At 51.8% G+C, this 23,751-nt stretch carries 24 protein-coding genes; 6 read left to right on the top strand and 18 right to left on the bottom strand.

Features of this window, described 5'->3' with window-relative positions; all coding sequences use genetic code 11:
• Window positions 1-50 precede the first annotated feature (50 nt).
• The 4 genes from ACJHW7_RS05360 to yfbV form a co-directional block, all read right to left on the bottom strand.
• Window positions 51-1,883, bottom strand: coding sequence for an SLC13 family permease (locus tag ACJHW7_RS05360; protein ID WP_001012892.1), 1,833 nt, complete (start codon window positions 1,881-1,883; stop codon window positions 51-53).
• Window positions 1,884-1,969: 86 nt separating this feature from the next.
• The gene (hxpA, locus tag ACJHW7_RS05355; protein ID WP_001203399.1) at window positions 1,970-2,620 is read right to left on the bottom strand and encodes a hexitol phosphatase HxpA; all 651 of its coding nucleotides are present in this window, start codon (window positions 2,618-2,620) and stop codon (window positions 1,970-1,972) included.
• A gap of 10 nt (window positions 2,621-2,630) precedes the next feature.
• Window positions 2,631-3,125, bottom strand: a complete 495-nt coding sequence (locus ACJHW7_RS05350) for a YfbU family protein (protein WP_000426124.1) — start codon at window positions 3,123-3,125, stop codon at window positions 2,631-2,633.
• A gap of 82 nt (window positions 3,126-3,207) precedes the next feature.
• Complete coding sequence (gene yfbV / locus ACJHW7_RS05345; protein WP_000106627.1) at window positions 3,208-3,663, bottom strand: terminus macrodomain insulation protein YfbV; 456 nt, start codon at window positions 3,661-3,663, stop codon at window positions 3,208-3,210.
• 337 nt (window positions 3,664-4,000) lie between these two features.
• Here yfbV and ackA point away from each other — a divergent pair, with 337 nt between their 5' ends.
• The 3 genes from ackA to yfcC all read left to right on the top strand — a co-directional run bounded on the left by ackA (window position 4,001) and on the right by yfcC (window position 9,132).
• Window positions 4,001-5,203 carry an acetate kinase gene (gene ackA / locus ACJHW7_RS05340; RefSeq protein WP_000095707.1) on the top strand — a complete coding sequence of 401 codons (1,203 nt, stop codon included), beginning with the start codon at window positions 4,001-4,003 and terminating at the stop codon, window positions 5,201-5,203.
• Window positions 5,204-5,277: 74 nt separating this feature from the next.
• Complete coding sequence (gene pta, locus ACJHW7_RS05335; protein WP_021557011.1) at window positions 5,278-7,422, top strand: phosphate acetyltransferase; 2,145 nt, start codon at window positions 5,278-5,280, stop codon at window positions 7,420-7,422.
• Between the two features lie 189 nt (window positions 7,423-7,611).
• Window positions 7,612-9,132, top strand: a complete 1,521-nt coding sequence (gene yfcC, locus ACJHW7_RS05330) for a putative basic amino acid antiporter YfcC (RefSeq protein ID WP_001274493.1) — start codon at window positions 7,612-7,614, stop codon at window positions 9,130-9,132.
• Window positions 9,133-9,164: 32 nt separating this feature from the next.
• Here the strand turns inward: yfcC and yfcD are convergent, their stop codons facing one another.
• From yfcD to yfcF, 3 genes are read right to left on the bottom strand one after another with little or no spacing between them, the layout of a single operon-like run.
• Entirely contained in the window at window positions 9,165-9,707 is a 543-nt protein-coding gene (yfcD, locus tag ACJHW7_RS05325) for an NUDIX hydrolase YfcD (RefSeq protein WP_000437935.1), read from the bottom strand.
• A 57-nt stretch (window positions 9,708-9,764) separates the two neighbouring features.
• Window positions 9,765-10,316 carry a phosphodiesterase gene (gene yfcE, locus ACJHW7_RS05320; RefSeq protein ID WP_000772452.1) on the bottom strand — a complete coding sequence of 184 codons (552 nt, stop codon included), beginning with the start codon at window positions 10,314-10,316 and terminating at the stop codon, window positions 9,765-9,767.
• Between the two features lie 55 nt (window positions 10,317-10,371).
• A complete protein-coding gene (yfcF, locus tag ACJHW7_RS05315) occupies window positions 10,372-11,016 on the bottom strand; it encodes a glutathione transferase (RefSeq protein WP_000042440.1) in 645 nt (214 codons plus the stop codon).
• 135 nt (window positions 11,017-11,151) lie between these two features.
• Between yfcF and yfcG the strand changes: the two genes are divergently transcribed.
• The 3 genes from yfcG to ACJHW7_RS05300 are packed head-to-tail and all read left to right on the top strand — an operon-like array spanning window position 11,152 to window position 13,132.
• Window positions 11,152-11,799: a GSH-dependent disulfide bond oxidoreductase gene (gene yfcG / locus ACJHW7_RS05310; protein WP_021557012.1), complete on the top strand. Its 648-nt coding sequence runs from the start codon at window positions 11,152-11,154 to the stop codon at window positions 11,797-11,799.
• Window positions 11,800-11,855: 56 nt separating this feature from the next.
• A complete protein-coding gene (folX, locus tag ACJHW7_RS05305) occupies window positions 11,856-12,218 on the top strand; it encodes a dihydroneopterin triphosphate 2'-epimerase (protein ID WP_000068457.1) in 363 nt (120 codons plus the stop codon).
• Window positions 12,219-12,238: 20 nt separating this feature from the next.
• Window positions 12,239-13,132, top strand: a complete 894-nt coding sequence (locus ACJHW7_RS05300; RefSeq protein WP_021557013.1) for a TIGR01777 family oxidoreductase — start codon at window positions 12,239-12,241, stop codon at window positions 13,130-13,132.
• Window positions 13,133-13,179: 47 nt separating this feature from the next.
• Here the strand turns inward: ACJHW7_RS05300 and rpnB are convergent, their stop codons facing one another.
• The 11 genes from rpnB to folC all read right to left on the bottom strand — a co-directional run bounded on the left by rpnB (window position 13,180) and on the right by folC (window position 23,745).
• Window positions 13,180-14,070, bottom strand: coding sequence for a recombination-promoting nuclease RpnB (gene rpnB / locus ACJHW7_RS05295; protein ID WP_000156145.1), 891 nt, complete (start codon window positions 14,068-14,070; stop codon window positions 13,180-13,182).
• Window positions 14,071-14,266: 196 nt separating this feature from the next.
• The gene (hisP, locus tag ACJHW7_RS05290) at window positions 14,267-15,040 is read right to left on the bottom strand and encodes a histidine ABC transporter ATP-binding protein HisP (protein WP_001293612.1); all 774 of its coding nucleotides are present in this window, start codon (window positions 15,038-15,040) and stop codon (window positions 14,267-14,269) included.
• Window positions 15,041-15,047: 7 nt separating this feature from the next.
• Window positions 15,048-15,764: an ABC transporter permease gene (locus ACJHW7_RS05285; protein ID WP_000569958.1), complete on the bottom strand. Its 717-nt coding sequence runs from the start codon at window positions 15,762-15,764 to the stop codon at window positions 15,048-15,050.
• Window positions 15,761-16,447 carry a histidine ABC transporter permease HisQ gene (gene hisQ, locus ACJHW7_RS05280; RefSeq protein ID WP_000965518.1) on the bottom strand — a complete coding sequence of 229 codons (687 nt, stop codon included), beginning with the start codon at window positions 16,445-16,447 and terminating at the stop codon, window positions 15,761-15,763. The genes ACJHW7_RS05285 and hisQ overlap by 4 nt, the downstream gene beginning before the upstream one ends.
• An 89-nt stretch (window positions 16,448-16,536) precedes the next feature.
• Window positions 16,537-17,319 (bottom strand): histidine ABC transporter substrate-binding protein HisJ, encoded by a 783-nt coding sequence (gene hisJ, locus ACJHW7_RS05275; protein WP_000737621.1) that lies wholly within the window; start codon window positions 17,317-17,319, stop codon window positions 16,537-16,539.
• 220 nt (window positions 17,320-17,539) lie between these two features.
• The gene (argT, locus tag ACJHW7_RS05270; RefSeq protein WP_000748261.1) at window positions 17,540-18,322 is read right to left on the bottom strand and encodes a lysine/arginine/ornithine ABC transporter substrate-binding protein ArgT; all 783 of its coding nucleotides are present in this window, start codon (window positions 18,320-18,322) and stop codon (window positions 17,540-17,542) included.
• 264 nt (window positions 18,323-18,586) lie between these two features.
• Window positions 18,587-19,156 carry a flavin prenyltransferase UbiX gene (ubiX, locus tag ACJHW7_RS05265; protein WP_000825700.1) on the bottom strand — a complete coding sequence of 190 codons (570 nt, stop codon included), beginning with the start codon at window positions 19,154-19,156 and terminating at the stop codon, window positions 18,587-18,589.
• Window positions 19,157-19,250: 94 nt separating this feature from the next.
• Entirely contained in the window at window positions 19,251-20,768 is a 1,518-nt protein-coding gene (gene purF / locus ACJHW7_RS05260; protein ID WP_000334221.1) for an amidophosphoribosyltransferase, read from the bottom strand.
• Between the two features lie 36 nt (window positions 20,769-20,804).
• Window positions 20,805-21,293 (bottom strand): colicin V production protein, encoded by a 489-nt coding sequence (gene cvpA, locus ACJHW7_RS05255; protein ID WP_000262113.1) that lies wholly within the window; start codon window positions 21,291-21,293, stop codon window positions 20,805-20,807.
• A 531-nt stretch (window positions 21,294-21,824) separates the two neighbouring features.
• Window positions 21,825-22,487 carry a cell division protein DedD gene (dedD, locus tag ACJHW7_RS05250; protein ID WP_000146992.1) on the bottom strand — a complete coding sequence of 221 codons (663 nt, stop codon included), beginning with the start codon at window positions 22,485-22,487 and terminating at the stop codon, window positions 21,825-21,827.
• Window positions 22,477-23,745 (bottom strand): bifunctional tetrahydrofolate synthase/dihydrofolate synthase, encoded by a 1,269-nt coding sequence (gene folC, locus ACJHW7_RS05245; protein WP_021557014.1) that lies wholly within the window; start codon window positions 23,743-23,745, stop codon window positions 22,477-22,479. Before folC ends, dedD begins: the two co-directional genes overlap by 11 nt.
• Between the last annotated feature and the right edge of the window lie 6 nt (window positions 23,746-23,751).

The raw sequence follows: 23,751 nt of genomic DNA, 5'->3' as shown, positions 1-23,751 counted from the left end.
AGTCTGCGTCGCATCAGGCAATAAGCGCCGGATGCGACATCAGGCTCTTGTCAAAACGGAAACAGCATCGGGATCATCACCACACAAACCGCCATCACGATAATGGTGAACGGTACCCCCAACTTCACAAAGTCACTGAAGCTGTAATTTCCCGGACCTAAAACCAGTGTGTTAACAGGTGAAGAAACCGGTGTCATAAAGGCGGCGGATGCTGCCATCGCCACGACCATCGCGAATGGATAAGGCGACACCCCCATCGTTTTGGCAGCAGCCAGCGCAATCGGAGCCATCAACACCGCCGTCGCGGTATTAGAGATAAACAGCCCAATAACCGCCGACAAGACAAACAAACAAGCCAGCATCATATGTGGCCCGTAACCACCGCCAATGTCCATCAGCCCTTTCACCGCCAGCGCGACACCTCCCGTTTTCTGTAATGCCACAGCAAACGGCATCATCCCAACGATCAAAATAATGCTCGGCCAGTGAATGGATTTATAGGCGCTTTCAGCATCTATACAGCGGAATTTCCCCATCAGCAGGCAGGCGATGATAGCGGCAACAGGATTAGGAATTTCATCTGTCAGCATTAACGCCACCATTAGCACCAGACAGAAAATGGCATGGGGTGCCTGGCTGTGCGCGGGCGATGCTTCACTCACCTCTTCCGGTAAGTTCAGCGCTACGAAGTCGCGGCCCTGTTTGGCCAGCATACCGATCAGTTTCCAGTTACCCACAACCAGGATGATATCGCCCAGCAGCAGAGGCTCATCCGCCAGCGAACCTTCCAGCGCCACGCCATTGCGCTTTAGCCCCACCACATTCAGTCCGTAGCGGGTACGAAAACCAATTTCGCGCACCGATTTACCAATAAGTTCTGACTCAGGAATTAATGAAATCTCTGCCATGCCCACATCAAGGGCCTGGTCAGAAAAATACTCGCCGCGCAGTACCATCGGCTCCAGCAATTGCTCACTACAAAATTGCCGGAGATCGACATCAGCCGCAGACATATCAATAAGCAAAACGTCACGCGCGCGAAATTCAGAAACCCCATTAACGTTCACGATAACGCGACGAAAACGCCGCCAGCGTTCAACACCGATGACGTTAGCGCCATAACGCTCACGTAATTTGAGATCGTCCAACCGTTGACCAATCATTGGCGATCCGGGGCGAATAGCCAGACGTCGCGCACGCCCGGTCAGTCGATATTCACGGATAAGATCGCGAAAGGTTCGACGCGTCCAGCCTTCGCGCTGCGGGGTCTGGGTATCCCCTTTCAGCATGAAACGCATCACTAACATATACAAAATACCCAGCACCAGCACGACCAGGCCAATAGGTGTTACGCTAAAGAAACTGAAGCCGTGATAGCCTTCACGCAGCAATTCACTATTGACTACCAAGTTCGGCGGCGTCGCCACCAGCGTCATCATGCCGCTAATCAGCCCGGCAAAACTTAACGGCATCATCAGACGTGACGGCGACGTTTGCATACGCATGGCAACGCTTAACACCACGGGAATAAAGATAGCGACAACGCCGGTTGAACTCATAAACGCGCCAAGCCCCGCGACGGTCAGCATCAACAAAACCAACATTTTGATTTCACTGTTGCCCGCAACTTTGACCAGCCATGTTCCCATTACGGTGGCAACACCGGTACGGACCAAACCATCGCCAATAATAAACAAGGCGGCAATCAGGACAACGTTAGGATCAGAAAAGCCGGAAAATACTTCTGGGACTGTCAGCGTTCCGCTTAATGCAAACGCGACAATAACAAACAAAGCGACCGCATCCATACGCACTCTGCCCGTCGCAAACAAGACGATGGCAACGGCCAGTAATGAAAGAACCCAAATCAATTCACCGTTCACAACTTATCCTTGTTAATTGAGGGGGATGACTTGATTCTGCCATAAAAAAGCCCCGACGAGACGGGGCTAAATCATGATCAGGTGTTTCACTGAATAATAACATCGCCATTTGGCTGTTTGGTCACAGTAATTTGCTCCAGACTGTGGAGGACCAAATCGACCTCATTCAGGCGCGGGGTATCTGCCGGAGCGTTAACCGCAATGACATGGCAACCCGCCGCCAGGCCAGAAAGCACGCCAGCGGGAGCATCTTCCACCACCACACACTCCTGCGGCGCAAGCCCCAGCAGCTGCGCGCCTAACAGATACGCATCAGGTTCTGGTTTTCCGCGCTTCACTCGCTCAGCGGTTACAAACACCTCTGGTGCGGGAAGCCCCGCTATTTTATGGCGCGCTCGCGCTACCGGCATGGAGCCAGAAGTCACAATGGCCCACGGAATACCTGCTTTATTCAAATGATTGAGTAAGGCGATTGCCCCCGGAAGCGCGGTAATACCTTCGGTTTCCGTGGCCTCGATTTGCTCCAGACGCGTAAACTCGGCGGCAATATCAGCCTCGGATTTGCCCGCCATAAAATGGCGCAGAGAGGTGATCGCCTGTTTACCGTGAATGAAAGCCAGCACCTCTTCCGGCGCTAACCCATGACGTCTGGCCCAGTTGCTCCACGCCCGTTCTACCGCAGGCAGGGAATCCACCAGCGTTCCATCAAGATCAAACAGAAAACCTTTGCACCGCACGCGGGCCTCCTCAGGCGTTGATAATTTGATTAATTTCGTTGGCGCTCAAATGGTACTGACGCGGGCAGGCATGCCACACATTAAGCATGCGCTGATATTTTTCCCACATTGGCGTCTGGGCGTTAAAACCGTGAGTTCCGGCGTCAAAATGGGTATAGCGCCCTTCCACATTAACCATAAAGCGGACATAACCGAGGTAACGTGCTTCAGTGGCGGCGTCAAAGCCGAGGAAGGTGACACGACGTTCATCGATGGATTGCTGGTCCTGCAAATTAGACCAGGAAACATGCAACGCATGATACATCTCCATAATGTCGATGATAGTGCGGCAGGTTTCTTCTTTCAGCTCGCCAAACTCGCGATCCAGTTCACGCATCTGTAATCCATAACCACGCTCAATGATTGTTTGCAGGCGACGGTAACGTTCAGCATTTGCCGGATCGAGCATAGTCATCATCTTGTACTGATTAGACAAAATAAGACGTTGCGCGTTAGTCATTTCCATTGTTGACTCCTGTATCACTCTATTACGGTGAAAAAAAAGAAGGCTGAGTATGCCTTCTTTTATATGCGTAATCAGGGGTCAATTACAAATCATCAAGGAAAGTTTTATCCAGTTGTTTGAAGGCGCGCTTAAGCGTGTCAGCTAATGCCTGGTAATCAGGCTTGCCTTCAACGGGTGCCAACACCTGTCCAGACTCCTGCAATTTACCGCGAACTTCATAAAACCAGTTGAGGATTGCAGGGGGTAATGGCGTTACAGAACGCTTGCCCAGCCACCACAATCCCTGCATGGGTAAACTTAAGGCGAACAGCGCAGTGGCAACTGCCGGCCCAAGCTGACCGCCCAGGGCAATCTGCCAGCAGAGAGTAAATACGGCGATCGGCGGCATAAAACGGATCGCATAACGCGTCATCTTGATAACGCGATTTTCGACAAAGACCGGGGCAAGGCGTTTTTCCAGCGGCCACGTCTTTGAGTAATGCTGTCCCCGGCGAAACAAGCTAAAAAAATTAACAGAACGATTATCCGGCGTTGACATGCTTCACCTCAACTTCACATATAAAGATTCAAAAATTTGTGCAAATTCACAACTCAGCGGGACAACGTTCAAAACATTTTGTCTTCCATACCCACTATCAGGTATCCTTTAGCAGCCTGAAGGCCTAAGTAGTACATATTCATTGAGTCGTCAAATTCATATACATTATGCCATTGGCTGAAAATTACGCAAAATGGCATAGACTCAAGATATTTCTTCCATCATGCAAAAAAAATTTGCAGTGCATGATGTTAATCATAAATGTCGGTGTCATCATGCGCTACGCTCTATGGCTCCCTGACGTTTTTTTAGCCACGTATCAATTATAGGTACTTCCATGTCGAGTAAGTTAGTACTGGTTCTGAACTGCGGTAGTTCTTCACTGAAATTTGCCATCATCGATGCAGTAAATGGTGAAGAGTACCTTTCTGGTTTAGCCGAATGTTTCCACCTGCCCGAAGCACGTATCAAATGGAAAATGGACGGCAATAAACAGGAAGCGGCTTTAGGTGCAGGCGCCGCTCACAGCGAAGCGCTCAACTTTATCGTTAATACTATTCTGGCACAAAAACCAGAACTGTCTGCGCAGCTGACTGCTATCGGTCACCGTATCGTACACGGCGGCGAAAAGTATACCAGCTCCGTAGTGATCGATGAGTCTGTTATTCAGGGTATCAAAGATGCAGCTTCTTTTGCACCGCTGCACAACCCGGCTCACCTGATCGGTATCGAAGAAGCTCTGAAATCTTTCCCACAGCTGAAAGACAAAAACGTTGCTGTATTTGACACCGCGTTCCACCAGACTATGCCGGAAGAGTCTTACCTCTACGCCCTGCCGTACAACCTGTACAAAGAGCACGGCATCCGTCGTTACGGCGCGCACGGCACCAGCCACTTCTATGTAACCCAGGAAGCGGCAAAAATGCTGAACAAACCGGTAGAAGAACTGAACATCATCACCTGCCACCTGGGCAACGGTGGTTCCGTTTCTGCTATCCGCAACGGTAAATGCGTTGACACATCTATGGGCCTGACCCCGCTGGAAGGTCTGGTCATGGGTACCCGTTCTGGTGATATCGATCCGGCGATCATCTTCCACCTGCACGACACCCTGGGCATGAGCGTTGACGCAATCAACAAACTGCTGACCAAAGAGTCTGGCCTGCTGGGTCTGACCGAAGTGACCAGCGACTGCCGCTATGTTGAAGACAACTACGCGACGAAAGAAGACGCGAAGCGCGCAATGGACGTTTACTGCCACCGCCTGGCGAAATACATCGGTGCCTACACTGCGCTGATGGATGGTCGTCTGGACGCTGTTGTATTCACCGGTGGTATCGGTGAAAATGCCGCGATGGTTCGTGAACTGTCTCTGGGCAAACTGGGCGTGCTGGGCTTTGAAGTTGATCATGAACGCAACCTGGCTGCACGTTTCGGCAAATCTGGTTTCATCAACAAAGAAGGTACCCGTCCTGCGGTGGTTATCCCAACCAACGAAGAACTGGTTATCGCGCAAGACGCGAGCCGCCTGACTGCCTGATTTCACACCGCCAGCTCAGCTGGCGGTGCTGTTTTGTAACCCGCCAAATCGGCGGTAACGAAAGAGGATAAACCGTGTCCCGTATTATTATGCTGATCCCTACCGGAACCAGCGTCGGTCTGACCAGCGTCAGCCTTGGCGTGATCCGTGCAATGGAACGCAAAGGCGTTCGTCTGAGCGTTTTCAAACCTATCGCTCAGCCGCGTACCGGTGGCGATGCGCCCGATCAGACTACGACTATCGTACGTGCGAACTCTTCCACTACGACGGCCGCTGAACCGCTGAAAATGAGCTACGTTGAAGGTCTGCTTTCCAGCAATCAGAAAGATGTGCTGATGGAAGAGATCGTCGCAAACTACCACGCTAACACCAAAGACGCTGAAGTCGTTCTGGTTGAAGGTCTGGTCCCGACACGTAAGCACCAGTTTGCCCAGTCTCTGAACTACGAAATCGCTAAAACGCTGAATGCGGAAATCGTCTTCGTTATGTCTCAGGGCACTGACACCCCGGAACAGCTGAAAGAGCGTATCGAACTGACCCGCAACAGCTTCGGCGGTGCCAAAAACACCAACATCACCGGCGTTATCGTTAACAAACTGAACGCACCGGTTGATGAACAGGGTCGTACTCGCCCGGATCTGTCCGAGATTTTCGACGACTCTTCCAAAGCTAAAGTAAACAATGTTGATCCGGCGAAGCTGCAAGAATCCAGCCCGCTGCCGGTTCTCGGCGCTGTGCCGTGGAGCTTTGACCTGATCGCGACTCGTGCGATCGATATGGCTCGCCACCTGAATGCGACCATCATCAACGAAGGCGACATCAATACTCGCCGCGTTAAATCCGTCACTTTCTGCGCACGCAGCATTCCGCACATGCTGGAGCACTTCCGTGCCGGTTCTCTGCTGGTGACTTCCGCAGACCGTCCTGACGTGCTGGTTGCCGCTTGCCTGGCTGCCATGAACGGCGTAGAAATCGGTGCCCTGCTGCTGACTGGCGGCTACGAAATGGACGCGCGCATTTCTAAACTGTGCGAACGTGCTTTCGCTACCGGCCTGCCGGTATTTATGGTGAACACCAACACCTGGCAGACTTCTCTGAGCCTGCAGAGCTTCAACCTGGAAGTTCCAGTTGACGATCACGAGCGTATCGAGAAAGTTCAGGAATACGTTGCTAACTACATCAACGCTGACTGGATCGATTCTCTGACTGCCACTTCTGAGCGCAGCCGTCGTCTGTCTCCGCCAGCGTTCCGTTATCAGCTGACTGAACTTGCGCGCAAAGCGGGCAAACGTATCGTACTGCCGGAAGGTGACGAACCGCGTACCGTTAAAGCAGCCGCTATCTGTGCTGAACGTGGTATCGCAACTTGCGTACTGCTGGGTAATCCGGCAGAGATCAACCGTGTTGCAGCGTCTCAGGGTGTAGAACTGGGTACAGGCATTGAAATCGTTGATCCAGAAGTGGTTCGCGAAAGCTATGTTGGTCGTCTGGTCGAGCTGCGTAAGAACAAAGGCATGACCGAAACCGTTGCCCGCGAACAGCTGGAAGACAACGTGGTGCTCGGTACGCTGATGCTGGAACAGGATGAAGTTGATGGTCTGGTTTCCGGTGCTGTTCACACTACCGCAAACACCATCCGTCCGCCGCTGCAGCTGATCAAAACTGCACCGGGCAGCTCCCTGGTATCTTCCGTGTTCTTCATGCTGCTGCCGGAACAGGTTTACGTTTACGGTGACTGTGCGATCAACCCGGATCCGACCGCAGAACAGCTGGCAGAAATCGCGATTCAGTCCGCTGATTCCGCTGCAGCCTTCGGTATCGAACCGCGCGTTGCTATGCTCTCCTACTCCACCGGTACTTCTGGTGCAGGTAGCGACGTAGAAAAAGTTCGCGAAGCAACTCGTCTGGCGCAGGAAAAACGTCCTGACCTGATGATCGACGGTCCGCTGCAGTACGACGCTGCGGTAATGGCTGACGTTGCGAAATCCAAAGCGCCGAACTCTCCGGTTGCAGGTCGCGCTACCGTGTTCATCTTCCCGGATCTGAACACCGGTAACACCACCTACAAAGCGGTACAGCGTTCTGCCGACCTGATCTCCATCGGGCCGATGCTGCAGGGTATGCGCAAGCCGGTTAACGACCTGTCCCGTGGCGCACTGGTTGACGATATCGTCTACACCATCGCGCTGACTGCGATTCAGTCTGCACAGCAGCAGTAATCTCGTCATCATCCGCAGCTTTGCGCTGCGGATATCTGGACCGGAAATAGTCACTATTTCCGGTTTTTTATTCTCTTAATTTGCATTAATCCTTTCTGATTATCTTGCTTAACTGCGCTGCATCAATGAATTGCGCCATTTCACTTTGCATACTTACCACTTTGTTTTGTGCAAGGGAATATTTGCGCTATGTCCGCAATCACTGAATCCAAACCAACAAGAAGATGGGCAATGCCCGATACGTTGGTGATTATCTTTTTTGTTGCTATTTTAACCAGCCTTGCCACCTGGGTAGTTCCGGTGGGGATGTTTGACAGTCAGGAAGTGCAGTATCAGGTTGATGGTCAAACAAAAACACGCAAAGTCGTAGATCCACACTCATTTCGCATTCTGACTAACGAAGCAGGCGAACCTGAGTATCACCGCGTACAGCTGTTCACGACGGGCGATGAACGCCCGGGCCTGATGAACTTCCCGTTTGAAGGGTTAACCTCAGGATCGAAATACGGGACAGCCGTTGGCATCATCATGTTTATGCTGGTGATTGGCGGCGCGTTTGGCATTGTGATGCGTACAGGAACCATTGATAACGGTATCCTGGCGCTTATTCGCCATACCCGCGGGAATGAAATTCTCTTTATTCCTGCGCTGTTTATTCTGTTTTCACTTGGCGGCGCGGTATTTGGTATGGGGGAAGAGGCCGTCGCCTTTGCCATTATCATCGCACCGCTAATGGTCCGGCTGGGCTATGACAGTATTACCACCGTCCTGGTGACCTATATTGCCACGCAAATCGGTTTTGCCAGTTCGTGGATGAACCCGTTTTGTGTGGTTGTTGCTCAGGGGATTGCCGGCGTTCCGGTGCTTTCTGGCTCCGGGTTGCGCATCGTGGTGTGGGTTATCGCCACTCTGATTGGCCTGATCTTTACCATGGTGTACGCCTCACGAGTGAAAAAGAATCCTCTTCTGTCACGCGTGCATGAGTCCGACCGCTTCTTTCGTGAAAAGCAGGCGGATGTTGAACAACGTCCGTTTACCTTTGGTGACTGGCTGGTATTGATTGTCCTGACCGCCGTAATGGTCTGGGTGATTTGGGGCGTGATCGTTAATGCCTGGTTTATTCCAGAAATTGCCAGCCAGTTCTTCACCATGGGTCTGGTGATTGGCATCATCGGCGTTGTTTTCCGCCTTAACGGCATGACGGTTAATACCATGGCTTCATCCTTTACCGAAGGGGCGCGAATGATGATCGCCCCTGCCCTGCTGGTGGGTTTCGCCAAAGGGATTTTGCTGCTGGTCGGTAATGGTGAAGCGGGTGATGCCAGCGTGTTAAATACCATCCTCAACAGCATTGCCAATGCCATTAGCGGTCTGGACAACGCTGTCGCGGCCTGGTTTATGTTGCTCTTCCAGGCGGTATTTAATTTCTTTGTGACATCCGGTTCTGGTCAGGCGGCGTTAACCATGCCGTTACTGGCACCGCTTGGCGATCTGGTCGGTGTTAACCGTCAGGTTACCGTGCTGGCATTCCAGTTTGGTGATGGCTTCAGCCACATCATTTACCCAACCTCAGCTTCGTTAATGGCGACGCTCGGTGTTTGCCGGGTGGACTTCCGTAACTGGCTGAAGGTGGGCGCGACACTGCTTGGACTGCTGTTTATTATGTCCAGCGTCGTGGTGATCGGCGCTCAGTTGATGGGCTACCACTAAAAATGTTAAGAGCCGCAATTGCGGCTCTTTTTTCATTCTGCCGTTTCAGTCTCTACGGCTTCATTTTTGGCATTGCGCTTCATCCACAACGCCAGCGCTTTCAGCGAGTCTGGAGTGAACTCATCGCAGCGTGCGGTGATTTCTTCCGGCGTCAGCCAGCAAACTTCACTGACTTCATCTTCCTGTAGAGCGAAGGGACCGTGAGAGACGCAGCTGAACAACGCGCCCCAGACACGGCAATTTTTATCTTCGAAATAGAACTGCCCGTGCTCGGCAAAGGGGACACCGGCAATGCCCAACTCTTCTTCCGCTTCGCGACGCGCGGATTCCAGCAGTTGCTCATCGGCCTGGACCACACCGCCTGCGGTCGCATCTAACATGCCGGGTAAAAAGTCTTTTGTCTCGGTACGACGCTGGACCAGAATTTTGCCCATGCCATCATGCACGACGATGTAAGTTGCACGATGACGCAGACACTGTGCCCGCATTTGTTCCCGGCTGGCTTGTGCAATGACTTCGTTCTCTTCATTGACAATATCCACCCATTCAGTACTTGCCAAACGACGCTGTTCCATTATCAGGAAACCTTCTTTTTCTGGCGCTCTTACGGCGCATTTTGAGTTGTGGGTAAATTACGGATTAATCGCTACCTGCGCAATGATACTTTGATCATTGAGTGCGATTACACTAAGTACGTCATTATCCAGCATGCCATAACTCGCCGGATTACCGCCTTTCGGAATACTCACCGAGCCGGGGTTGAAGTGGAAAATCTCCCCCCGCTGTTCTGCCACTGGCAGATGGGTATGACCGTACACCAGCACATCGTTCTGGTTTAAAGCAGGCAGATTTTCCGGGCCAAAAAGATGACCATGCGTCAAAAACAGACGTTGTTTTTCCAGTAATACCTGTTGCCACGGCGCGGTTATCGGGAAATGCAGCAGCATTTGATCCACTTCGCTGTCGCAGTTGCCGCGCACAGCGATAACCTTATGTGCCACTTCATTAAGCCGTTCAGCGACTTTGGCTGGCGCGTAACCCTCCGGTAAAGCATTACGCGGGCCATGATTCAACACGTCGCCAAGGATCACCAGCCACTGGGCACCGCTTTGGGCAAACAACTCCAGAACACGTTCCGTCGCCGGTAACGACCCATGAATGTCCGATGCAAACATCAGTTTCATCACTCACTCCTCGTCGAAAAAACGTAAGCTATGATACTGGATTCTGTCGTTGCTATCAGCCAGATTGCTTCGCCGAAAGTGCAATAAAACGCTGGACAGACGCTCGCTGCCACTGGAATGTCGCATAATCCACCAGGCGTTCTGGCACCTCATCGCCATGTAGTACCAGGCGGTTAATCATTAGCGCCAGATCAGTATCAGCAATGCACCATTCACCAAATAAATTCGGCTGACCCAGTGCTAACAAATGTTCTGCCATCGCGAACAGTTTCTCTGCACTGGCTTTTCCCTCGGCCGTTAGTGGCGCTTTTTTCGCCCCCGCAAAGACAACATCCGTCGGACGCTCTTCGCGGATGGGCATCAGATCGCTGCGCAACCAGGCCTGAATCTGTCGTGCACGCGCACGATTTTCTAAATCAAGCGGATAAATACGTTCCCAGGTCGGTGGCGCAAATCGATCTTCCAGATACTCCGCAATGGCAGAAGATTCACTCAACTCAAAATCATCGATTTGTAATAACGGCACACGGCGTGTCTGACCGTAACCTTGCCACGTCGGCTGCAAATGTTCACCGCTGTCGAGGTCGATGGTCTTGATATGAAACGACAGGCCTTTTTCCTGCAACGCCACCCAGGCGGATAACACATAAGGGGAGAAAAAGTGGGCATCTGACCAAAGCGTGATAGCGGGTTTACTCATTATGTCCTCGGCAATAAAGGGGGCTGGCTATCAAACTATAGAGCCTTTTTGTCACTGTCACGTGACGAATACTCACGTAAGTCGCCGCGCTTTCTATACTTGTGGTGTTCAGATGATTAAACAACCGGAGCTGCAATGATCGATCTCTATTTCGCCCCGACACCCAATGGTCACAAAATTACGCTGTTTCTCGAAGAAGCAGAACTTGATTATCGCTTGATTAAGGTAGACCTGGGGAAAGGCGGTCAGTTTCGTCCGGAATTTTTGCGCATTTCGCCCAACAACAAAATTCCGGCAATTGTTGATCATTCTCCTGCCGATGGCGGCGAACCGCTAAGCCTCTTTGAGTCTGGTGCCATTTTGTTGTATCTGGCTGAGAAAACAGGACTCTTTTTTAGTCATGAAACGCGTGAGCGCGCCGCCACATTACAGTGGTTATTCTGGCAGGTAGGCGGACTGGGGCCGATGCTTGGGCAAAATCATCATTTTAATCACGCAGCCCCCCAAACCATTCCTTACGCTATTGAACGTTATCAGGTTGAAACTCAGCGTCTGTACCATGTACTGAACAAGCGGCTGGAAAACTCGCCCTGGCTGGGAGGCGAGAACTACAGCATTGCGGATATTGCCTGCTGGCCGTGGGTTAATGCCTGGACTCGCCAGCGAATAGACCTCGCTATGTATCCGGCAGTCAAGAACTGGCATGAGCGGATCCGTTCGCGCCCTGCCACCGGGCAGGCACTGCTAAAAGCACAACTCGGTGATGAGCGTTCGGATAGTTAACAGAAACAGGTTCTCGTGTATTATTTCATCCTAAGTAAAACAACGGAGAACCTGCAATGGCACAACCTGCCGCTATTATTCGTATAAAGAACCTTCGTTTACGTACGTTTATCGGAATTAAGGAAGAAGAAATTAACAACCGTCAGGATATTGTTATCAATGTGACGATCCACTACCCCGCCGATAAAGCGCGCACTAGCGAAGATATCAACGATGCGCTGAATTATCGCACCGTAACGAAAAACATTATTCAGCATGTAGAGAATAACCGTTTCTCTTTGCTGGAAAAATTAACTCAGGATGTGCTCGATATCGCACGTGAACATCACTGGGTGACGTATGCTGAAGTGGAGATCGATAAACTGCACGCGCTGCGCTACGCCGATTCGGTATCCATGACCTTAAGCTGGCAGCGTTAATCGCCATATCGGGAGGCTGCATGAACATAGTGATCACCGGAGGGACGGGATTAATTGGTCGCCATTTGATTCCGCGTTTGCTGGAGCTGGGCCATCAAATTACGGTAGTGACGCGTAACCCGCAGAAAGCCAGTTCCGTTCTCGGCCCTCGGGTGACACTATGGCAAGGGCTTGCCGATCAAAGCAACCTCAACGGCGTTGATGCGGTAATCAACCTGGCCGGAGAACCGATTGCTGATAAACGCTGGACTCACAAGCAAAAAGAGCGTCTCTGCCAAAGCCGCTGGAATATCACGCAAAAACTGGTCGATTTGATTAATGCCAGCGACACGCCGCCGTCGGTACTCATTTCCGGCTCGGCAACGGGCTATTATGGCGACTTAGGTGAAGTGGTGGTTACCGAAGAGGAACCGCCGCATAACGAATTTACCCATAAACTCTGCGCCCGCTGGGAAGAAATTGCCTGCCGGGCGCAAAGTGACAAAACGCGAGTGTGCCTGCTGCGTACCGGTGTAGTGCTGGCACCGGATGGCGGTATTCTCGGTAAAATGCTGCCGCCGTTTCGTCTTGGCCTGGGCGGGCCGATTGGCTCTGGTCGGCAGTATCTGGCCTGGATTCATATTGATGATATGGTCAACGGCATTCTCTGGCTGCTGGATAACGAGCTGCGCGGGCCATTTAATATGGTTTCGCCCTACCCGGTACGCAATGAACAATTTGCCCATGCGCTCGGTCAAGCGCTGCATCGCCCGGCCATTTTGCGCGTCCCCGCAACCGCCATTCGGCTGTTAATGGGCGAATCTTCAATACTGGTATTAGGTGGACAACGCGCGCTGCCTAAACGGCTGGAAGAAGCGGGTTTTGCGTTTCGCTGGTACGATTTAGAAGAGGCGCTGGCGGATGTCGTTCGCTGATGTGGTTTACTGCAAACATCCGCCAGTTAACTCCCGGTGTTACAGGGTTAGTGGCTTTGCGCGATAAGATCGTCTGGTGAAAGTCGGGTCAGCGTCAGGATGACATCGTGGTCAAATCCTTTTTCCAGCATCTCCTGAGCAATACGCAGAGCTTCTTCGTGTTTGCCCTGCATTGCGCCTTCTTCACGTAATCTGTCAGCAATGGTCATCAGTTTCTCCTTTTCTTGTGGTGCGCGTTCTGTTATCTCACCAATAAATGCACGGAAACGCTGGGCATCTCCCGTTTGTAATACATAATTAAACAGGGCTTTTAGCTGTCTGTCATTAGTGTTCCCTGTAACTAGCAGCGAAACAATTTGGTCGACTAATCCCAACAGATCGCGCTGACGAATATGTTTCTGAATTAACTCCAACAGCGCCATTTTGCGATGTTGCATAATCTCGTCATCCGGCACCACGGTAATATCCACCAACGGAAAAGCCGATGAATATATTTTACGGGCAATCGCAGGCTCGGCAAATTCATCAAGCCAACAGAGTGAATAAGGATAAGGACTTCTGCAACCATGATAAAACAGCATCGGGATCACCAATGGAAGCTCTTTATAGCCCGCATCAAGATGGTTTTGCATTGCCGCAATGGAATAACGCATCATGCGAAAAGCCATTAATTCTTCCGGCTTACTTTGGTGCTCTATCACTACATAAATATAACCCACTCCCTCCTGCGTTTTCACAGACCACAAGAGGTCGGAATAATATTGCCGCAGGTCTTCATCAATAAAACTGTTTGGTTCTAGTTTAAGCGTCGTTAAATCACACAGTTTGCGCAGCGGCGCGGGAAGATGAATATCAATAAAATCCCGCGCGGTGTCTGGATGGCGTAAAAAAGATTTAAATACCGCATCATGCGGCGTGGAAGTTGTCGATATTGTCATGGCGTTCCGTCACCCCTCAAATTTAAGATGACGCGACAATAACCACGATTAACACCCAATGCAGCAGGCAGTTTTTATCTTTGGACAGCGAATTCAGAAGTATTTTTAGCGGACTGCAACTTTTACATTTCAGCGGAAGCTGACTCGCAAATTCCCCATGAAAATACTCCGGCAGCGTTAGCCACCGGAGAGGAAATTATTTCAGCGATCCCTTAAGGAACTGTTGCAGACGAGGGCTTTGCGGGTTGCCAAATAACTGCTCCGGCGCGCCTTCTTCTTCTATTTTCCCCTGATGGAGGAAAATGACGTGAGTAGAAACATGGCGAGCAAAGCCCATTTCGTGAGTCACTACCACCATGGTTTTCCCCTCTTCTGCCAGTTGCTGCATAATACGCAACACTTCGCCTACCAGTTCAGGATCGAGCGCCGAGGTAGGTTCATCAAACAGTAAAACTTCCGGTTCCATCGCCAGCGCCCGCGCGATAGAAACACGCTGTTGCTGACCGCCGGAAAGATGCACCGGATATTTCCCCTGTGCACGTTCGTCTATCCCGACTTTTGCCAGATACTTCACCGCCCGCTCGCGCGCTTCCTGCTTGCTCAGGCCCAACACCTGAATCGGCGCTTCCATGACGTTTTCCAGCACCGTCATATGGCTCCAGAGATTGAAGTGCTGGAATACCATCGTCAGGCGTGTGCGCAGTAAGCGCAGCTGATTTTTATCGGCGACTTTGAGTTGACCGTCTTTGTCGCGCACCAGATTGATCGTCTGGCCATTGACCACGATCGATCCTTCACTCGGTTTTTCGAGGAAGTTAATGCAGCGCAGAAAGGTACTTTTCCCCGATCCCGACGATCCGATGATGCTTATTACATCTCCGGCATTCGCTTGTAGTGAGACCCCTTTCAGCACTTCGTGTTCGCCGTAGCGTTTGTGCAAATCGATAACGTTTAATTTATTTTCGGACATCGTATTCTCAGTGCGTTGAAGAAGGTTTCACATGCTGCAACCAGCGTTTTTCCGCTCTGCGAAAGAGGCTGATCAGGACATAAGAGATGATTAAATAGAGCACCGCGGCAATGCCGAAGGCGGTAAAAGGTTGATACGTGGCGGCGTTAATATCGCGGGCTATTTTCAACAGATCCGGCACCGTGGCAGTAAACGCCAACGCAGTAGAGTGCAGCATCAGGATCACTTCGTTGCTGTATGCCGGTAGAGCAATACGCAGGGCAGAAGGCAAAATAATGCAGCGATACATTTTAAAGGTCGAGAAGCCATAGGCTCTGGCGGCTTCAATTTCCCCATGCGGCACTGAACGGATTGCCCCAGCAAAAATCTCGGTAGTGTAAGCGCAGGTGTTAAGCGTCAGCGCCAGCACGGTACAGTTCAGGCCACTGCGGAAGAAAGCGTTAAGGAATTCGGTTCCCTTAACAATCTCAAGCGTGTACATGCCGGAATAGAACACCAGCAACTGAACATACAGCGGCGTACCGCGAAAAATATAGGTAAATAACCAGATTGGAAACTGGATGTATTTATTACTGGAGACACGACCAATCGCCAGAAACAGCGCCAGGACTCCGCCTATCACTACCGACAAAATAAGCAGCCACAGAGTGATCGCCACACCAGTAAAGCGATAACCGTCGGTCCACAGCAGCGGTTTCCAGTATTCATGTAAGATTTCGATCACAGGTCAGCCCTCTTCACACCCACGGAGTAGCGGCGCTCAAGGAACAGCAGCACACCATTGGAAACAGTGGTGAAAACCAGGTAAATCACGCCACAGACGATGGCGAAATAGAACGGTTCCCAGGTACTTTTGCCTGCCAGTTGGGTGGCTTTGACCACATCTTCCAGGCCGAGTAACGAAACCAGTGCGGTAGATTTGAGGATCACCTGCCAGTTGTTGCCAATGCCTGGCAGGGCGTAACGCATCATCGCCGGAAACATGATCCGCCGAAACACTTGCCCACGAGTAAAACCGAACGCCGTCGCCGCCTCTATATGTCCTTTCGGCACTGCCATAAAAGCACCACGGAACGTTTCGGTAAAATAAGCACCGTAGATAAAACCGAGAGTGATAATACCAGCGACCATCGGATCGATATCAATCTGCCCGACGCCCATCGCCTCCGTCACCGTGTTTAGCGCAATCTGCAAACCGTAGAAAATCAGCAGCATCAACACTAAGTCCGGCACGCCACGAATCAGCGTGGTGTACCCTTCGAAAATCAGCCCCGAAAGCCGATTTTGCGAGAGCTTACCGCCAGCGCCAATTAAACCGATGATTACAGCGAGCACTACAGAGCTGATAGCCAGCTCCAGCGTGACGAGCGCACCCTGTAAAATAACACCTGAAAACCCATACAACATGCTGCCTGTCCTGTCGTGTGTGGTGAATTACCGCCTCTTGTCTCCCTCCGGTTACCCGAAGGGAGCGGGCTTTCTTTCACCGATGGCGATTAACCGCCATAAACATCAAAATCGAAGTACTTTTTCGCTAATTTCTCGTAAGTACCGTCAGCGCGCATTTCGGCAAAGGCTTTGTTCAGTGCCTCGCGCAGTTCGTTATCTTCTTTACGCAGGCCCATGCCGGTCCCTACGCCAAACAGTTTTTCATCTTTAACAGACGGGCCACCGAATTTGTAATCTTTACCGACGGGTTGTTTGAGGAAACCTTCACTGGCAGCGACCTCATCCTGGAACGCGGCATCAATACGTCCGGCAGTCAGGTCAGAATAAATGTTGTCCTGCCCCTGATACGAGACGATTTCAATGCCTTTTGGTGCCCAGTGTTCGTTACCGAACGTCTCCTGAGTGGTGCCCTGCAATACGCCTACCCGTTTGCCTTTCAGCGACTCGACTGTCGGCTGAATGTCAGAATTTTTCGCCACCACCAAACGAGAATCGGCAGCGTACAGTTTGTCGGTGAAGGCTATTTCTTGCTGACGTTTTTCCGTAATGGAAAGCGATGACATGATGGCGTCAATCTTCTTCGCTTTTAAGGACGGGATTAACGCATCCAGCGGATTTTCGACAAACGTACATTGCGTATTGATGCGTTTGCATAATTCCTTTGCCAGATCGATATCGAAGCCAACCAGTTCGCCTTGTGAATTTTTTGATTCAAATGGCGCATAGGTCGGGTCGGTACCGATGCGGATGTTTTGCGGAATCGCAGCAAATGCCGCAGTTGCGCTGGAGAAGGCCAGAACCAGAGAGAGCGATAGCACCAGTTTTTTCATAATGTCCTCAACTGACAGTCTTTTTATAGGGAATATTTACAGGTTTGTTACACTTATCGTGCCATAAAATTGACCATCAAGGCAAAATATCCCGCCCCGTTAGACGTATTATTTTTCATTAAAAATGCTTAAGTATGCATTTCAATGCACCACGATAGTGCAACAAACCTGGCGTGCACCATGATGATCATTCCATCAGGTACAGCTTCCCAGCGACGTATCAGTCACCGTAGACATTAAAGTCGAAATACTTTTTCGCCATCTTGTCGTAGGTGCCGTCCTGACGCAGCTCGCCAAGCGCCTTATTGAAAGCAGCCGTCAGTTCAGCATCATCTTTACGTAGCCCTACACCGGTGCCATCACCGAAGTATTTTTTGTCTTTTACTGATGAGCCAGCAAAGGCGAAGTCTTTACCAGCAGGTTGCTTGAGGAATCCTTCGCTGGCAGCAACTTCATCCTGCAGTGCAGCATCCAGACGTCCTGCAGCCAGATCGGAATAGACCAAATCCTGGTTGGCATAGGCCACCACATCCACACCTTTGCTACGCCAGGTCTCGTTAGCGTAAGCTTCCTGGGTTGATCCCTGCAGCACACCAACATGTTTACCTTTCAGTGAATCCAGCGTTGGCTGAATCGGCGAACCTTTGGCGGCAATCAAACGAGAATCTGCGGCGTACAACTTGTCGGAGAAAGCAATCTCCTGCTGACGTTTATCGGTAATGGAGAGCGACGAAATAATGGCGTCGATTTTTTTCGCTTTCAGTGAGGGGATCAGCGCGTCAAAGTCACTGGCAACCCAGGTACATTTCACCTGCATCCGTTTGCACATCTCGTTACCGAGATCGATATCAAAGCCAACAAAATCACCTTTAGCATCTTTCGACGAGAACGGCGCATAGGTGGTATCAGTTCCGATACGTACCGTCTCCGGTAGCGCCGCATAGCTGGAAGCCGCTGCGGAGAGACCGACTAACAAAGACAGAGCGAGAATCGACTTCTTCATACATAACCCTCAAGTGAAAATGGCTTTTTATGTTGTGTATTGTGTTGTGTGTTTGCAGGCTCTTTCATGCAGGTCTTATGCCATCTTGACGACAACAGTAACATTCAACGTTAAATATGTTAATAAGACGTTGCATTATTGTCCTAAAGTTGAAGATAGCAGGTATAGCGGTTGAATCGCAGCGTTTCGATTGAATGGCAGAAACAAAATGTCGAGGATTTGATCGCGGTTGCAAAATTGCCCTGAAACAGGGCAACAGCGGAGTTATGCGCCCTGCCAGCGGGCAAAGAGATCTTCAGGAAGGGTTATCGCAAACTGGTCAAGAACACGATTAACCGTCTGATTTATCACATCATCAAGGGATTGCGGGCGATGATAAAACGCCGGAACGGGAGGCATAATCACCGCACCGATTTCTGCTGCCTGAGTCATTAAACGCAGATGACCTAAGTGCAATGGTGTTTCACGCACGCAGAGCACCAACGGGCGACGCTCTTTCAGCACCACATCTGCCGCACGGGTCAGTAAGCCATCAGTATAGCTATGGACAATGCCGGAAAGGGTTTTGATTGAACAGGGTAAAATCACCATCCCCAGCGTCTGGAAAGAACCGGAAGAGATGCTGGCGGCAATATCGCGCGCATCGTGCGTGACATCGGCTAACGCCTGCACTTCGCGCAGGGAAAAATCCGTTTCGAGGGATAAGGTCTGGCGCGCCGCCTGGCTCATCACCAGATGCGTTTCGATATCTGTGACATCGCGCAGAACCTGTAATAAGCGCACGCCATAAATCGCACCGCTGGCACCGCTGATGCCCACAATAAGTCGTTTCATAAATAGTTGCCCTGTCAGACTTGCAGGCAGACTTTGCAGGATTTCGGCGGGAGTTGCAAGTCAGGGTGCCAGACCGGCACCCTGAGCGAAGGCATCATCCTTCGTTATGCATTTCGAGATTTTCCACTTCGTTCTGGCGCTGCACCGCTTTGGCGTCGTCATTACGTAAAGTATCGAGGAAATCGAGGTAGCCCTGATCAACGTCTTTGGTGACGTATACGCCGTTGAACACCGAGCATTCAAACTGCTGAATGTCCGGGTTCTCAGCGCGAACGGCTTCGATTAGATCGTTCAGATCCTGGAAAATCAAACCGTCAGCACCAATGATCTGGCGAATTTCATCCACTTCACGACCGTGAGCGATCAGCTCCGTGGCGCTTGGCATATCAATCCCGTAAACGTTCGGGAAGCGAATTTCCGGTGCCGCCGAGGCGAGGTACACTTTCTTCGCGCCAGCTTCGCGTGCCATCTCGATAATCTGCTCAGAAGTGGTGCCACGGACGATGGAGTCGTCGACCAGCAGGACGTTTTTATCGCGGAACTCGGCGCGGTTGGCATTCAGTTTACGGCGCACGGACTTACGACGCAGCTGCTGGCCCGGCATGATGAAGGTGCGGCCAACATAGCGGTTTTTAACGAAGCCCTGGCGGTACGGTTTGCCCAGAATACGCGCAATTTCCAGCGCGATATCACACGAGGTTTCCGGGATCGGGATCACCACGTCGATATCCAGATCTTCCCACTCGCGGGCAATTTTCTCGCCCAGTTTCGTGCCCATATTCACACGCGCGCTGTAAACGGAAATTTTGTCGATGAACGAGTCCGGACGGGCAAAGTATACATACTCAAACAGGCACGGATTGCTGACCGGATTGTCAGCACACTGACGGGTAAACAACTGCCCTTCTTCAGTGATGTAAATCGCTTCGCCCGGCGCGACGTCACGCAGGAAATCAAAGCCCAGCGTATCGAGCGCTACGCTTTCGGAAGCGACCATATATTCTGTACGGTTCTCGTCAATATCACGTTTTCCCAGTACCAGCGGACGAATCCCGTTTGGATCGCGGAAAGCAACCATACCGTGGCCGATAATCATCGCCACACAGGCATATGCGCCGCGGATTAAGCGGTTTGTGGCAGCAATGGCAGCGAAAATATTGTCGGCTTCCAGCGGGTAGTGGCGGAAGTTGTCCAGCTCGCTGGCGAAGATATTAAGCAGAATTTCCGAGTCGGAAGTGGTGTTGATGTGGCGGCGTTTTTCTTCAAACAGTTTTTTACGCAACTCGTGAGCGTTGGTCAGATTGCCGTTGTGGGCAAGCGTAATGCCATACGGGGAGTTAACGTAAAACGGCTGCGCTTCAGAGGCGCTGGAGCTGCCAGCCGTAGGGTAACGCACATGACCAATGCCCATATTGCCCTGCAAACGCTGCATATGGCGAGCTTCAAATACATCGCTCACCAGCCCGTTCGCTTTACGCAAACGGAAGCAGTTATTGGCATCTATGGTGATGATGCCGGCGGCATCCTGACCGCGATGCTGAAGCACCGTTAAGGCATCATAAATCGACTGGTTAACCGGCATAACACCGGCGATACCGACAATACCGCACATACGTCTTTTTCCTCGTTAAGCCACATCTCAGAGCACTTACGCTCTGGGCAAGAAACTTGACGAGCTTTGCAGATAATCAAAAAACCATCTGATGATAAAACTGAACTGCGGGATCAGCTGTGATTTGCTCCAGTCTTCGCTTTTCGACACCCCGGTAAAGGAGTCGAGAAAGAAGAGAATGGCAGCAACAATCAACACACCGCGCAACGCACCGAAACAGACGCCCAGCACCCGATCGGTGCCTGACAACCCCGTTTTCTCCACCAGCTGGCCTATCACGAAGTTCACGATAGCACCAACGATCAGGGTAGCGATAAACAGTACCGCGATGGCAATCCCATTTCGAACCAGTTCGTCTTCAAAGCCCGTAAACCAGACTGACAGGTAAGTGTAGTAATGACTGGCAACAAAGAAAGCACAACCCCATGTCACCAGCGATAACGCTTCACGAACAAAGCCGCGGATCAGGCTAACCAGAGAGGAAAAAGCAATCACCGCGATTATGGCGTAATCAATCCAGACCATATGTGTCCCACGATTTTACGCCCTGTCATCCTGTTCGGGGCGCATTCTAACAGAAAAAGAAAACGTTTGCGTAGGGATTTCCTTCCCGCGCATCAATAAAAATGGCGCTGAAAAAATATTCAACGCCATCGACTTTTTATGCCTTTGCGGCATCGTGCAATGCGTGTCGGATGCGGCGTAAACGCCTTATCCGACCTACGGTTCTACCCCTGCGTAGGCCTGATAAGACGCACCAGCGTCGCATCAGGCAACGGCTGTCGGATGCGGCGTGAACGCCTTATCCGACCTACGGTTCTACCCCTGCGTAGGCCTGATAAGACGCACCAGCGTCGCATCAGGCAACGGCTGTCGGATGCGGCGTGAATGCCTTATCCGACCTACGGTTCTACCCCTGCGTAGGCCTGATAAGACGCACCAGCGTCGCATCAGGCAACGGCTGTCGAATGCGGCGTGAACGCCTTATCCGACCTACGGTTCTACCCCTGCGTAGGCCTGATAAGACGCGCCAGCGTCGCATCAGGCAAGACCGTATTAATTCGGCGTATAGCCCATTACCACGCCACTTAAGCCAGAAAGTTGCTTCAACTCACCCAGCGAACCTTTCAGCTTATCTTTCGAGGCATCCGGCCCAACCAGAATACGGGTAATTTTACCCTGCACTGGCGTGGATGGCGACGTATAAACCCGATAACCGGCACCGCGCAGCTTACCGACAATTTCATTCACTTTATCGGCATTTTTCAGCGCACCCAGTTGCACAACATAGGCTTTACCCGTCGGTGCAGCTTTTTCTTCCACGACCGGCTTCGGTTCTGGCTTCGGCGCAGGTGGTGCTTCAACCTTTGGTTTAGGCGGCTCCACCGGTTTCGGCTTCGGTGGGGCGACCGGTGCAGGTTCCGGTTCAAACTCGGTGTTATTGGCTGCAATAGTGGCCGGATCGAGCGACGGTGCTGCGGCATCACCTGCCCGCACCTCTTCCGCTGCGCCTTCCGGCGGCTGCGTCGGCAACGCCTGGGTGGCGGCTGGCATCATATCAGGCTCATCACGATCGCCCGCTTTCGGCACCAGCGGGATAGCCGCGAACTCATCCTGATAATGTTTTTTCTGCCCGTCCAGCAGCCCTGGAAGTACAATCACCCCCAGCGCCACCAGCACGATCGTGCCCACTAACCGATTCTGAAACTTACTTGCCACCGCTTCTCCTCGCGTCAATCACTTCCATGACATGTGCGACCGTGTGGAAAGAACCACACACCAGCACGGTGTCTTCCGCTTTAGCGTCCGCCATTGCGGCATCCCATGCCTGCGCAACGCTATCAAATGATTTGCCGTTACCCAAATGCTCAAGCAGTTGTTCTGCCGTGGCACCGCGCGGCCCTTCCAGTGGCGCACAATACCAGTCATCAACCACGCTTTTCAACCAGGCCAGAGTTCCGGCAATATCTTTATCATGTAGCATACCGATAACCGCCAGCACGCGCCCGTTTTTCGGTAGCGCTTTCATACGCCCGGTGAGATATTCCGCCGCATGTGGATTATGCGCGACATCAAAAATAACGCGTGGCGACTCGCTCACAATCTGGAAACGTCCCGGCAAAATTGCGCTGGCAATCCCGTCGCGAATGGCATTTTCACTGACCTCCAGCCCGCTGGCACGCAGTGCCGCCAGCGCCGTTGCGGCATTCGGTTGCGGGACAAGCGGCAACGGCAGGTTTTCCAGCGTGCCGTGAGCATCGCTAAACGCCCAGTCATGATCGGTGACGGAATAGTTCCACTCAACGCCCCGACGTTGTAACAGTGCACCTTTTTCCTGCGCCACATCAGCAATGGTAGAAGGCATTTCAGGCTCACCGACAATTGCCGGTTTTTCGCTGCGGAAGATGCCTGCTTTCTCGCGACCAATACTTTCGCGATCTGGACCCAGCCAGTCGGTATGATCCAGCGCAATACTGGTTACTACCGCGACATCGGCATCGACAATATTGGTTGCGTCCAGACGACCGCCCAGCCCTACTTCCAGAATCACCACGTCAAGTTGTGCCTGCTTGAACAGCCACAACGCCGACAGCGTACCGTACTCGAAATAGGTCAGGGAAATATCACCGCGTGCCGATTCAATCTCCGCAAAAGAGGCGGTGTGGGCCGATTCCGGCAATTCCTGGCCCTGCACACGTACGCGCTCGGTATAACGCACCAGATGAGGCGAACTGTAGACGCCCACTTTGTACCCTGCCGCCATCAGAATCGACTCCAGCGTACGGCAGGTGGTGCCTTTGCCATTCGTACCCGCAACGGTAAACACAAATGGCGCTGGTTTCAGAACGTCAAGACGCGCCGCGACCTGGCTCACGCGCTCAAGGCCGAGATCGATAGTTTTACTGTGCAGGTTTTCCAGATAAGAAAGCCACGAAGCCAGAGGCGACGCGGCTTGAGGAGTGCGTTTGATAATCATGGTATC

Source organism: Escherichia sp. WS1152 (assembly GCF_046487665.1).
GTDB classification, from domain to species: domain Bacteria; phylum Pseudomonadota; class Gammaproteobacteria; order Enterobacterales; family Enterobacteriaceae; genus Escherichia; species Escherichia coli.
The sequence above is the reverse complement of the archived record's forward strand: the minus strand, read 5'-3'. Positions and strand labels throughout refer to the sequence as shown.